Source organism: Psychrobacter pasteurii (genome assembly GCF_900162815.1).
Lineage (GTDB): Bacteria > Pseudomonadota > Gammaproteobacteria > Pseudomonadales > Moraxellaceae > Psychrobacter > Psychrobacter pasteurii.
This window is the reverse complement of sequence record NZ_FUGD01000094.1, coordinates 1-13,160: the sequence shown is the minus strand read 5'-3', so window position 1 is coordinate 13,160 and position 13,160 is coordinate 1. Positions and strand designations below refer to the sequence as shown.

The window sequence follows — 13,160 nt, the reverse complement described above, 5'->3', positions numbered from 1 at the left end:
TGAAGGTCATAACCAAAAAGAGAGTTTTGTCTATCAGAAGCTATAAACCTCTTCCTTGTTATCCATAATCTAATAGTAACAAGATATTGCGTTACTAGTGTCGGTGTTGCGTTTGGCCAGTGTCAGTATTTGATAGGCTCCTTGTTACTTTTTGCAATACACACCTTGGAGTATAGGCTATAACACCAACCCTAGAAAAATAATTTTTATAAACATTCCTTTTAAAATCAAATGCTAAGCCCATAAAAAAACGACCGCCGCAGCGATCGTTTTTATAGCCTTATCAGAGAGTATATCTGATTGTGACTTATGCAAGATTAGAACTTAAGGTGAGCACCTAGTGTTACACCGCTAGCGTCTAAATCTTCACCTAAGTCAGTTTCAATTGAAGGATACCAATTATACATGGCTTCAATTGAAGCATTTGGAGCTACGTTAAAACCTAGACCTAGACCACCGGCAACACCCGTTTCAGAGCCTGAAACTTCTATACCCGTCGCTTTACCCTTTACATCAACCTCGTTTTTCGCGATACCTAGACGACCTTTACCATATAGGCCACCGGTGTTCGGGAAAGCATAGTCACCTGTTGCGTATACGCCGTAAGTGTCTGCAGAGTACTCTCTAGTGTTAGAGAAGTCTTCATCGCTAGTGGTTAAGTATTCAGCTTCTAAACCAAAGTTTGGCGTGAACTTAGCACCACCGTAAACACCGTATGAAGTGCCTTTATCTTTGGCACCATCAAGATCATACTGACCTACTTTAGCACCGATGTATGGCTGAGCTGTCATGCCATTGCCATAAGTAACAGCCGCTTGAGCGCCTGCAGTCATTAAAGTACCAGCAGCTAGAGCAAGTAGAGTTTTTTGTAATGTTTTCATTGTAGTTCTCCTATTAAATGAGTAACGATGCAAGCTTATAAGAAAGCTATTAAAGGAACGGGGTTGTCGCTAGGCTTTCTTAAAACATCTTGCTTGTTATCGATGTATACATAGTAATTAAAACCACTCTGATACTCTGTCGGAGTTTAATAGGCTTGAAGTTATTTTTTACCCCTACTTTTTATGCAGACAGTTACAAACCCTAGTTTTTGAAAACATTTGTTACATATAGCCTTTTCTGCAATAAAAGCGATATATTACTCACTGTTACCAACACTCTAGGCCCCTGTTTTATAAAGTTTTTAACTTTATTTACCACAAAGCAAGCCACCGACATCAAATTAAAGCATCAAGGATAGATATTTATGACCGGACCCACACGATTAAGTGTTTCTACGCAGCTAGATAACCTTAAGTCAAAAGAGCAGTATCGCCAGCTGCCGCCTGTTAGACATGAAGATCAATGGATTATCTTGAATGAACAGCGACTGCTTAATATCTCAAGCAACGATTATCTAGGACTGGGCAATGAGACCCGGCTACAGTCAGAGTTTTTGACTCACTTGCAACAGATGCCTGAGTCATTATTACCAAAAATGGGGGCTACCTCTTCTCGATTGTTGACTGGTAACCACAGCCAGCTGCCATTACTAGAACAAGAGCTATTAGACTGGTACAAGCTTGCTTTATCTGACGAGCAACGTTCGACCTGTAACAAAGAGGTATTGGTGGTAAATAGTGGCTATCATGCCAATATCGGTATCTTGCCTGCTCTAGCTAAGCTCCCTCTTAATACCTTAATTTTGACCGACACTTTAATTCATGCCAGCCTTATAGATGGGGTGCGTCTTATTGGCAGCAAAAACAAACACTGTAGCTATCAGCGTTATCGCCACAATGATATGAAGCACCTGGCCGCTTTGATTGAGCAAGCCAGTGAGGATATTGAACGCATTATTGTGGTGACCGAGAGCATCTTTAGTATGGATGGGGATCGTGCGGACTTAAAAGCTTTGGTTAATCTGAAAGCCCAAGACCCCCGTATTGAGCTATATATCGATGAAGCCCATGCGGTTGGGGTACTTGGACATAATGGATTAGGTCTGGCAGAAGAAACCCAGACTTTGGAGGATATAGATTATCTAGTAGGCACCTTTGGTAAAGCCTTCGCTTCGATGGGAGCTTATGTGATTTGTGATAAGTCCGTCAGAGAATGGTTAGTGAATCAAATGCGCTCTTTTATCTTCAGTACTGCTTTGCCACCCATTACCCACTGTTGGACTCGGTTTGTCTTAGCCAAAATGCCCACTCTATATAACTTACGCACTCATTTGGCTGATTTATCGGTTCGTGTCTCTCAAGTCATCAATGCAGACTCCAACGTGGCCTACCAGTCTCCTATCATTCCTTATATATTAGGAGATAATGCTAGTGCTGTACAAAAAGCCCAGCAGCTACAACAAGCAGGCTTTTATGCCCTACCGATTCGTCCACCTACTGTACCCGTGGGCACAGCGCGCATTCGATTAGTAATGAATGCTAAGCTAACTACTGGGGACTGTGACCGTCTTATTGAGCAGTTAACTTCTTAAACTGCTGTCTTTACAGGACAACACTCGTATTTTTTAACCATAAAAAAAGACCGTGCTCACTGAGCACGGTCTTTTTGGTAATAACTAAACTATGAATAGATTAGCTATACCTATTTATTATATTACTTCTTGTCGTCTTCATTCACTTCTGTGAATTCAGCGTCTACAACATCGTCGTCCGCAGCATTGTCAGCTGTTTCAGCACCTGCTTGAGTTGGATCTACACCTTCTGCGCCTTGACCAGCTGAGTAAATCTTCTGGCTGATAGGTAAGAATGCGTTGTCTAGAGCTTCAAGCTTAGCTTTGATGTCATCATGGTCATCTTCTTTAGCCGCTAACTCTAACTCACTGATAGCAGTCTCAACTGAAGTTTTTTCTTCTTCAGTTACTTTGTCTTCAGCTTCTTTTAGAGCTTTTTGGATAGCGTGGATACGACCATCAGCTTCGTTACGTACTTGAGCTAGCGCTGCGAACTTCTCGTCTTCTGCAGCGTTTGCTTCAGCGTCACGTACCATTTGCTCGATTTCTTCATCCGATAAACCAGAGTCTGCTTTAATCTGGATGCTCTGCTCTTTACCCGTACCTTTGTCTTTGGCTGAGATGTTCATGATACCGTCAGCGTTGATGTCAAAGGTTACTTCAATTTGTGGCATACCACGTGGTGCTGGTGGAATTTCCGTTAAGTTGAACTCACCCAATAGTTTGTTTTGGGCCGCTACTTTACGCTCACCTTGGAACACTTTAATGGTTACCGCAGGCTGGTTGTCTTCAGCAGTTGAGAACACTTGTGATTTCTTAGTAGGAATCATAGTGTTTTTCTCAATGATACCTGTCATAACACCGCCCATGGTTTCGATACCTAGAGTTAGTGGCGTTACGTCAAGTAATAGTACGTCAGTCTTGTCACCTGATAGTACCGCACCTTGAATTGCTGCACCAACGGCTACTGCTTCGTCAGGGTTCACGTCTTTACGTGGCTCTTTACCGAAGAAGTCTTCCACTGTTTTTTGTACTAGTGGCATACGAGTCTGACCACCCACTAAGATAACGTCGTCGATGTCGCTAGCTTTTAGACCGGCATCTTCTAGAGCTACTTTACAAGGATCGATAGTACGTTTTACTAGATCTTCTGTTAAAGCTTCTAGTTTAGAGCGGCTGATAGTTACCACTAAGTGCTTAGGACCTGACGCATCAGCAGTGATGTAAGGTAAGTTTACTTCAGTGCTTTGAGCGCTTGATAATTCAATCTTAGCTTTCTCAGCAGCTTCTTTTAGACGCTGCATCGCTAGTGGGTCACCTTTTAGGTTGAAGTCTTGTTCTTTTTTGAACTCTTCAACTAAGAAGTCGATTAATGCTAAGTCAAAGTCTTCACCACCAAGGAATGTGTCACCGTTAGTAGATAGAACTTCGAATTGTTGCTCACCATCAACGTCAGCGATTTCAATGATTGATACGTCAAAAGTACCACCACCTAAGTCATATACAGCAACAGTGCTATCGCCTTTTTTCTTATCCATACCGTAAGCTAATGCAGCAGCGGTTGGTTCGTTAATAATACGTTTAACGTTTAAGCCTGCGATTTTACCTGCGTCTTTAGTAGCTTGGCGCTGAGAGTCGTTGAAGTAAGCTGGCACAGTTACTACAGCGTCTGTTACTTTTTCGCCTAAGTAGTCTTCTGCAGTTTTCTTCATTTTTTGTAGGATTTCAGCAGAAATCTGTGGTGGCGCCATTTTTTTATCGTTAACTTCTACCCAAGCATCACCGTTGTCAGCTTTAACGATTTTGTAAGGCACCATACCGATGTCTTTTTGAACCACTTTGTCATCAAAGCGGCGACCGATAAGACGCTTAATAGCATATAAAGTGTTATTTGGGTTGGTTACTGCCTGACGTTTTGCAGACTGACCTACTAAGATTTCGCCGTCTTTATAAGCGATAATTGAAGGGGTTGTGCGTGTACCTTCAGCGTTTTCGATGACTTTAACTTTGTCACCTTCCATTACTGCAACACAAGAGTTGGTTGTACCTAAATCAATACCAATTGTCTTAGCCATAATATAAAACTCCAAATCATTTCTTGTTTGTGTTTAATTCAATGTTAGCACTTGGCTTACTGTCTATTATTAAAGCTTTCAATAAGTAAGCCTTGCTTCTTGTTTCTATATATCGGTTTAGTGCTGCTATTTTTCAAGCCGAAGTTAAGCAAAATTGACAACTTTTTGTCTTTTTTTGTGTCTTTGGCTCGATTAACATAGCTTTTGACTAAATTTCTAAGCCTTTTGCCAAGGGGTTATTGACCTACTTTAACCATGGCTGGGCGCAATAAACGGCCATTTAAGGTATAGCCTTTTTGCAATACTTCGCCCACTGTGTCGGCAGGAGCTTTAGGATCAATACCTACTGCTTCATGCAATTCAGGGTTAAAAGCTTCTTGTTGCGGGTCAACTACTTCAACGCCTTGCTTGTTCAATACCGTTAAGAAAGATTTGTGAGTTAGCTTCACACCTTCCAAGATAGCATCATCTGCATCATCGTCAGCTTGCACACTAACAATGGCACGCTCTAGGTTATCCACTACTTCTAAAAGCTCTTTAGCGAATTTTTGTAGGGCAAACTTACGGCTCTTCTCAGTTTCTTGCTCCATGCGTTTTTGAGCGTTATAAGCGTCAGCATTGGCACGGGCTTGGCCTTCTTTGGCTGCTTTTACTTCGCTTTCTAACTGAGCAATGCGCTCTTCATAAACGCTAACATCGATATTATTAGCAATGGTGTCATCGCCATTTACTTCTGGATTGAACTCATTCATGGTTTGCTCTAATACAGTCTCAGAACGATCGATATTGTCATGAGCCACATTTGAGTTTTCAGCATCTTGCTCAAGATTTGGGGCTGCGTTATTCGCTTCATTATTACTCATGGTATCTCCTTGGTAGCTTAAGTAGCTTTGCATAAAGCCCTATATTTTTGGTTTCTAAAGGCTTTATTGAAGCTGTAAAATTTATAAATTATAAGATTACTAATAGGGTTAAATAAGGAATTTAAAAGCAGGGCCTTATTTTGTATTTTCTTGAGTGACTTTTTTTTATATTCTTAGTGCTTGATAAAGGTTACAGGGGTAAATTTCAACCCCTAAGCACAAACTTAAAACAATCCACTAACAACTTTATGGGGTTGATACCTTAAAATGCACTATATACTTGTATTTTTATAGTGATTTTTTATTATTCCTACCCGCCACATACTGCGATAGCCTTTTTTACTTTACACCCTGACAACCATAGGACCTCACACATGTCATTGCCCTTGATTGATAACGCTAAAAATAAACTTTTGCCTTATAACCGTTATTTAAAAGCGATGATTCTTGCTGTGGCGACTACTTTAACTGTAGTGGGGTGTGACTCAAATTCTAACTCTAACCCTGAAGCACTGGTCCAAGTGTTTGAAAATGAAGTTAAAGTAGACAACTCGCTAGTACAGACCAGCACGCCTGAGCGCTATCAGCCTACCTATAACTTAGAAGGTGCCTTAATTCCAGTGGATAGTGCTGAGGTTGCCACCCCTTACCCTGTCATATCTGCTTCTCTTGAGGTCAAAGAAGGAGAGGAGGTAGAGCAAGGTCAAATTTTGGCTAAGATTGAAAGCGAAGTCAGTGAAAGTAAGTTGCCTTTTATTAGCAATAAATTTGTAGAAGTCTATGTTGACGGGGTAGAAGTGAAGTCAAATAAGAATTCCTCTTCGTCTACAGCAGAGGCTTCCTCTAAAGCAGAGGATAACTTGGTGGCGGTAACTTTGGTTTTAAAATCTCCTATTAAAGGCACGGTTACCAAAATCACTGACAGCAACACTACTAATGAAGACAGTTCTGCATCAAACAGTGCTACATCAAACAACTCTGCACCAAATGACAGCGCAGACAATGAGAATGAGAAAAATAAAGAAGCAGATAAGCCTGACTCAGAACAAAGCGAGGGGTCTGATTTGATGATTACTGTGACCAATCCTCAGAAGTTACAGTTAGTAGGTGAGCTTCCATTATCCACTCAATCCCAGCTGTCTGTCGGCACCCCGGTTTACTTTACTGTTTATGAGCTACAAAAAGAGTTTACCGGCCAAATCAGCCATATCCTTGCTGACCCCAAATCAGACACTCTTATAGTTCGCGCCCCTTTGGTAGCGGGTGAAAACAGTAAGGCTTTATTAAAACCTGGTATGCAAGCTTCGATGACTATTGAATATGGCCAAATTGAGCTTGGGGTTCGTTTGCCTAGAAGTGCCATTCACGAAGCCAAGCTTGATGGATTAACCAAAAAGAGACCTCGTCCAAATAGTCCTATTCAAGGTTATGTCTGGGTTGTGGACCAAACACAGACCTTGGTCTATACCCCGATAGAAGTGGTCCAGTACTTTGCCGACTCCGATCAATTCTTGGTCAGCGGTATTAGTAATGAAAGTTTGGTTTGCTTGGCCGATTTACCTAGAAATTCAGACGGAAAAACCCTTTCGGTACATTAATTGCTTCCAGCAAACACATCACATCAATAGCTCGAAGACTAAATATTCAAAGATTAAGTACAGAGAGTTAAGGTAAAGAAAGTTAAGTAAAGAAGGTTAAGAAAATATATGAGAAATCATTGGTTGTTTTGGGGATTCTGGGTATTAGTAAATGCTCTAGTCAGCTTTACCTGGGGCAGTATTGTAGTAAATTCGGTACCCTTAGCTTTCGCCGGAATGCTGGTGGGTATTGTGATATTTATCCTTATTTACGGCTCAGTTGATGCCTACCTTCTCAAACAAGGTTATACCCAATTACATAATGCCCTACGCCGCAGTGTGTTTATCAAAGCGGGCTTGCAGTTAATGAACGGATTTTTGATATTTGGGTGGCCACTTTCTCCTGAGATGTGGGCAGGGATTATCTCGGTCGGTATTACCGATGATAGATTGGGCATCAGTCAAATCCACCATCCCTTTGCATTTGCACTACTCAATACGCTTTTAACCGGTGCGATTTTATCGCTGTTAGTGGCCGTGCTGACTGCGGTTATTTTTGCCATTCGAACCCGAACGAAAAAATCCTAACCGCTTAACATCAAATCGCTTAATCTGAAATCGCTTAACCTTAAATACTGAATACAAACTACTTTTTTTGTGTTTCACGTGAAACAGCCCTATATTAATAAACGGATATTAAAGTCCAGGTATTAAAGATCAGACATTAAAGACTAAGCATGTTTCACGTGGAACACTATTTATCAAACTCAATACCCCTTTAGCCTTGCTGTTCTAATGCCTATATTAAGAACATTGATAGCAAATAGCTTTACCGAATCACCTGCCCACTTAACGCATCACTGATCTGGCTAGGTAAAACATAGCCCAAGGTCTCCCCTGTTAGATAAGCAATGTCTTGACCAAAATAAGCATAGGCTTGCTTAAAGCTCTTAGCCGGTGTCTCACCCGATGGATTACAACTGGTAGAGACAATAAGTCCATAAGGGTTGGTGCTACTGACCATCTGCTGACACAGTTGAGTGATGAGTGGATGGGCAATCACTCTGACTGCAATCGAATCATGTTTGCCAGTAATCCAATAAGGTACTTCAGCTTTGGTCTCGCTATCCACTTGCTTGTTAGTGCCAAACTGAGCTGACTTTAAGGGCAACAACCAAGTGTGTGCTTGCTTGCTATCGGCATTTGTCTCATCATCTGCCTGCTGCGACCAACTGGCTATGATTTGCTGCTGACGCTCTTGGGATAGCTGCTGTAATAATGGCCTAATGCGCTCAATACTGTCAGTCACCACTATCATGCCCTTCTCGCTCGGCCTGTTTTTTATGGTCAATATCTGCTCAACGGCTTCTTTGTTATAAGCATCACAGCCAATTCCCCAGACACTTTCGGTGGGATAAGCCAGAAGCTTGCCTTGTTTTAGCCACTGTGCAGCTTGTTTTGGATCGTTAGTGATAGCGCCATTTGGCTCGATAGTAGGATTCATAATTTAGGACTTCATTGACACAATAGACAGCTTATAAGACGTCCATTTTATAGAAATAAAAAACAGGCAAGGTCGTTTAGATACGCTGATAACGACCGCCAACTTCACCAATCACGCCCATTAGCTCAAGCTCCATCAGTTGGCTTAATAAGGTGGCGGTATCTAATTGGGTCTTGGCAATTAACGCATCTAAATCTTGCAGTTCAAATTGGATATGCACCCACAAAGGCTGCAGGTGCTCAGAAATAGTAACAGACTTCTGCGGTTTTAAAATAGGATTCACGTTATCGTTAGGTGTAGCGGTGGTATCAGAGAATAAAGATTGTGGGCCCAAACGCTCAGTTTTCTGACTCGAGCCATGAGCAGTTGAATTATCCTTGGCTTCTGATAGCTGCACAGGCTCAAGCAACTGGTGGCACAAATCACTCATGATTTGATCGGGGTGATATACCAATGTAGCACCCTCTCGAATCAAGTAATGACAACCTTGAGCATTCACATTATCGATATCACTGGGCAATGCAAACACCTGCTTGCCCTGCTCTGAAGTTAGCCGAGCGGTAATCAAGGAACTACTGTGCAGTGCTGCTTCGGTCACTATTGTGCCCAAGCTTAGCCCTGCGACAATTCTATTACGTCTGGGAAAGGTGTGCTTGTGAGGCGGTGTACCAGGAAATAGCTCACTGACAATACAGCCACCCTCTGCAATCATCCTACCAAACAGCGCCTGATGCTGCTTGGGGTAACACACATCAATACCGGTACCCATCACGCCCACACTGCGCCCCGCATACTCGACAGGTTGAGACAATGCACCCAAATGCGCTTGAGCATCTACCCCTTGGGCCAGTCCACTACAAATAATAAACCCTGACTTCGCCAAATACTGAGCCATATCAAAGGTAAATCGTTGTGCCTTTTGGGTAGGTTTGCGGCTGCCCACAATAGCAATTTTTGCCTGATTCAAACGCTGCTTATTACCTCGATAAAATAGCAAGGGCGGCGGGTCAAATAAACCGAGCAACTGCTTTGGATAGTCTGCATCCTGTTGAAACAACAGTTGAAATTCACCAACAGCCATACGCTGCTTTAGCTGAGCAATAAACTGATTGTCTTCATTACAACTTGCTTGCTTATGCCGCTCAAGATGCTTTTTATGAATGCCCAAAGTTTGCCACTGACTCATACCCGCCTGCAGAGCTTGCTGCGCCGTCTCAAAGTGGCTGATGAGCTTATAAAAAGCCGACAAAGAGGTGTTTACCCGTTGCCATAATAGTAAGCAGGCCCGCTGCTCTTGCGTTAGACTCGAGCCCTTAACCCTATCTGTCCTATGAGAGCCATCAAGCTGTGCAGATGTTGGCATAAAGCCGCCTTAGATAATGAATGTAAAATCAAACCGGTGGCATTATCCTCATATACTGAGCATATGTAGGACCACTTTGACAGTATAAAGTAAATATTAACTAACAAAGCAGTTAATCTACTCAATAAAATAGTTTTATAAAACCTTAACGTACAAAACAAAAAAACCAGCGACTTTAAATCGCTGGTTTTTTATAGATTAAGTGACTCTATCTAGGTCAATTAAACTTCACGTTATACAGGGGCAACCACTGCTTTGATCTCATTAGCCACTATACTGGCATCGTTCTCAAGTACGGTCACATGCTGCTCTAAGCTCTCAATATCTTTAGTGTGTTCTGGGCGCTCAATCTCTATCTCACCAACCGCTTCAAAAATAGTCTCTGAGAATTTCACCGGCAATGCCGTTTCTGCACAGATGATAACCTCACCCTCTTTTTGTAGCTCTTGTGCCACCTTGATACCGTCAGCAGTGTGTGGATCAACCAAATCGTTATAGGTTTCATATACTGCTTTGATGGTGTTTAAACGGTCTTGATGCGTAGATTTACCCGCAGCAAAGCCGTAACGGTTATTCACGGCATCCAACACATCTGACAAGTCAAAACCTTTACCTGCTTTCACCCCATCAAACAGCTCACTAACACGCTTGCTATCTTTGTCCAATAATAAGTACACAAAGCGCTCAAAGTTAGACGCTTTTGAGATATCCATTGAAGGACTTGAGGTCACATAAGTTTTGTCAGCAGGACGTGGTGTATATTTACCTTCATTAAAGAAGTCGTTTAACACATCGTTCTCATTGGTTGCGACAATTAAGCGGTCAATCGGCAAACCCATTTCGCGGGCAATATGACCGGCACAGATGTTACCAAAGTTACCTGACGGCACGCAGAAGCTGACTTTTTCATCGTTGTTTTCAGTGGCTGCAAAGTAGCCTTTAAAATAATAAACGATTTGCGCTAAGATGCGACCCCAGTTAATTGAGTTCACTGTGCCCAAGCTATATTTGGCTTTAAAATCAGCATCTTGCTGTAGTGCTTTAACGATATCTTGGCAATCATCAAACATGCCTTTAATCGCAATATTATGAATATTGGCATCGGTTAAGCTATACATTTGCGCGCGCTGGAACTCACTCATTTTGCCATGTGGCGACATCATAAATACTTCGATGTTCTCTTTACCACGCAGTGCATATTCCGCCGCACTACCCGTATCGCCACTGGTCGCACCGATGATCGTCAGACGCTTACCTTTCTGCTTCAACACATATTCAAAGGCATTACCCAAGAACTGCATTGCCACGTCTTTAAACGCCAGCGTTGGACCATTTGATAGACCTAAAACATACAAGTCATCTTTAAGCTTACGCACCGGCACGATGTCATCACTGCCGAAGACCTCAGCAGTATAAGTACGCTCGATAATATCTTTTAAATCCGTCTCATCAATATCAGTCGCAAACAGGCGCATAATCTCAAACGCCAGCTCTGGGTAGCTCAAATCACGCCATTTATCTAACGTTGCACCGTCAATCTGCGGATAGCTTTCAGGTAGCATCAAGCCACCGTCTGGCGCCAATCCCATCAACAACACATCGCTAAAATTCATCTTCTCGGTTTGACCGCGCGTACTGATATATTTCATGTCTTCGTTTTATCCTGTCAAAAGATTACATAAACTTTAATAGAAACGGAAATTACAAAAAGAGTAGCATATTTTTAAACATAAGCCATGCTAAATAAACAGCTTATGGGTTTTTGTAATAATTATCACCCAAAGTTATCAGTCATGCTACACGACTGAATTGTTAGTCATACAATTTAATGATATAAATAGGTTACTACACTTGGCTTATAACAGTCAGTCTAGAGATTATTTATTTGATCGCTTAATCGTTTCATTCATAATAAAAGGTATAACATCATGGCAGATATTGAAATTGAAAAAGAACACAGCTTAGACTTTAATACCGCCCGCGAACAAGCTAAAAAATGGCTTGAAAGTGCCAAAGATAAATTTGGTATTGAAGCTAATTATGTCGAAGGCGAAACTGAAGATAATGTGACCATTACTCGTAAAGGTATCGATGGTAAAGCCACTTTAGATGCCAATAAAATACGCTTTGAAGCAACCCTAGGTTTCTTAGCCAAACCATTAAAAGGTAAGATCAAAGACGCATTAGATTCAGGACTAAGCAAGTATTTTAGTTAACTGGGTTTCTAGTTAACTTAGTTTCTCAATTTAAAGCTAATGGGTCATATTTTGACCATTATTGGTACAATAAAAAACCCAGTTCATTAGTGAACTGGGTTTTTATTTTTTATAAAACGGCTTTATTAATTCAGGCTGAAATAGAATTAAAACTCAACCACCTTATCTACCACAAATTGACGTGACGCTTCGCCGTCTACCAAGCGATAGGTAATCTGACGGGTTTTTCCGGTTGGATTAGCATTAGTATCGCCGTCTAAATATAGCTTAAACTCTCTGACTAATTGATTGCCCTTAACAGCAAAGCTGTCATGCCCCATGTAACCTTGGCTGAGCTTTTCAGATAACTCAGGGAAAGAGGCTTCAGTCCATGACTTGCCCTGACTTTGAGATGGCTGACTAGAGTAGGCAACTACCTCACCATACGAGCCGCTGCCAACGCTTTGAGTAAACACCACAATTTCAGGATAGCCGTCTTGGTTTAAGTCAGTCGCTTCTGCTTTCATAACCGGCGCATCGATTTTCTTTTCAATCACAGCCTCACCTGCTGGTTGAATACGTAGCACATAACCGCCCATGCCATCAGACACGCTGCTCACATCAGCAGAAAACTTATCGTGTTTAACCGTCATCGCATATTGTGCCTGCTGTGACTGACTGGCCTCGGTTTTAGTATTTGGGTTCTGAGCAGAAGTATTAGAATCAACAGCCGGACTTTGACATGCTGTTAACGCCAATAAAGAACTGGCTAAAATAATGTATTTCATTATTATCTCCTTATTTTACTTTTGACTTCCTCCCCTCGCTAAACCATAGGTATCTACACAAATTTACTAGCGGCATCAGCGAATTCACGTAGTTGGTCAGGGGGATAATGATTTACCAGTTCGGTAAAATTAAGCCACTGGAACAATCCTGCCATCACAGCAGGTGCGGTTATTGGTTTGCTCCGTTTCATTTGTCGCCCTGAGAGGCGCACTAAAAACAAAGCAAACTCTTGTGACTGTTTATCAGATGCTTGCATAATACGCCACACGAGCGTACAAGCCTGAGAGGCAATTAACAACCGCTTAAAATAAGCGTCTCCACTTTGCTGTAACCAGGACTCTA

Annotated in this window: 11 protein-coding genes and 1 pseudogene; 4 read left to right on the top strand and 8 right to left on the bottom strand. The window is 41.9% G+C overall.

Annotation, left to right across the window (positions count from 1 at the left end; genetic code table 11):
• Positions 1-317 precede the first annotated feature (317 nt).
• Positions 318-881 (bottom strand): porin family protein, encoded by a 564-nt coding sequence (locus A1232T_RS08685; protein WP_077449052.1) that lies wholly within the window; start codon positions 879-881, stop codon positions 318-320.
• 365 nt (positions 882-1,246) lie between these two features.
• On the opposite strand from A1232T_RS08685, the gene A1232T_RS08680 reads away from it, so the two are divergent.
• Positions 1,247-2,473 (top strand): 8-amino-7-oxononanoate synthase, encoded by a 1,227-nt coding sequence (locus A1232T_RS08680; RefSeq protein WP_077449051.1) that lies wholly within the window; start codon positions 1,247-1,249, stop codon positions 2,471-2,473.
• A gap of 122 nt (positions 2,474-2,595) precedes the next feature.
• Here the strand turns inward: A1232T_RS08680 and dnaK are convergent, their stop codons facing one another.
• Positions 2,596-4,527 (bottom strand): molecular chaperone DnaK, encoded by a 1,932-nt coding sequence (dnaK, locus tag A1232T_RS08675; RefSeq protein WP_077449050.1) that lies wholly within the window; start codon positions 4,525-4,527, stop codon positions 2,596-2,598.
• Positions 4,528-4,763: 236 nt separating this feature from the next.
• Positions 4,764-5,390, bottom strand: coding sequence for a nucleotide exchange factor GrpE (gene grpE / locus A1232T_RS08670; protein ID WP_077449049.1), 627 nt, complete (start codon positions 5,388-5,390; stop codon positions 4,764-4,766).
• Positions 5,391-5,764: 374 nt separating this feature from the next.
• Here grpE and A1232T_RS08665 point away from each other — a divergent pair, with 374 nt between their 5' ends.
• Entirely contained in the window at positions 5,765-6,988 is a 1,224-nt protein-coding gene (locus A1232T_RS08665) for an efflux RND transporter periplasmic adaptor subunit (protein ID WP_077449048.1), read from the top strand.
• Positions 6,989-7,096: 108 nt separating this feature from the next.
• On the top strand, positions 7,097-7,555 hold the full coding sequence (locus A1232T_RS08660) for a hypothetical protein (protein WP_077449047.1): 459 nt from the start codon (positions 7,097-7,099) through the stop codon (positions 7,553-7,555).
• Between the two features lie 241 nt (positions 7,556-7,796).
• Here the strand turns inward: A1232T_RS08660 and A1232T_RS08655 are convergent, their stop codons facing one another.
• From A1232T_RS08655 to thrC, 3 genes are all read right to left on the bottom strand, one after another.
• The gene (locus tag A1232T_RS08655; protein ID WP_077449046.1) at positions 7,797-8,471 is read right to left on the bottom strand and encodes an L-threonylcarbamoyladenylate synthase; all 675 of its coding nucleotides are present in this window, start codon (positions 8,469-8,471) and stop codon (positions 7,797-7,799) included.
• A gap of 76 nt (positions 8,472-8,547) precedes the next feature.
• Entirely contained in the window at positions 8,548-9,834 is a 1,287-nt protein-coding gene (gene dprA, locus A1232T_RS08650) for a DNA-processing protein DprA (RefSeq protein ID WP_077449045.1), read from the bottom strand.
• 233 nt (positions 9,835-10,067) lie between these two features.
• Positions 10,068-11,483 carry a threonine synthase gene (thrC, locus tag A1232T_RS08645; protein WP_077449044.1) on the bottom strand — a complete coding sequence of 472 codons (1,416 nt, stop codon included), beginning with the start codon at positions 11,481-11,483 and terminating at the stop codon, positions 10,068-10,070.
• A 279-nt stretch (positions 11,484-11,762) separates the two neighbouring features.
• On the opposite strand from thrC, the gene A1232T_RS08640 reads away from it, so the two are divergent.
• Positions 11,763-12,050, top strand: coding sequence for a polyhydroxyalkanoic acid system family protein (locus A1232T_RS08640; RefSeq protein ID WP_077449043.1), 288 nt, complete (start codon positions 11,763-11,765; stop codon positions 12,048-12,050).
• 146 nt (positions 12,051-12,196) lie between these two features.
• Here A1232T_RS08640 and A1232T_RS08635 read toward each other — a convergent pair whose 3' ends face one another.
• On the bottom strand, positions 12,197-12,817 hold the full coding sequence (locus A1232T_RS08635; protein WP_077449042.1) for a PliI family lysozyme inhibitor of I-type lysozyme: 621 nt from the start codon (positions 12,815-12,817) through the stop codon (positions 12,197-12,199).
• 53 nt (positions 12,818-12,870) lie between these two features.
• Positions 12,871-13,160: pseudogene (locus A1232T_RS08630) on the bottom strand (transposase); the annotation flags it as partial.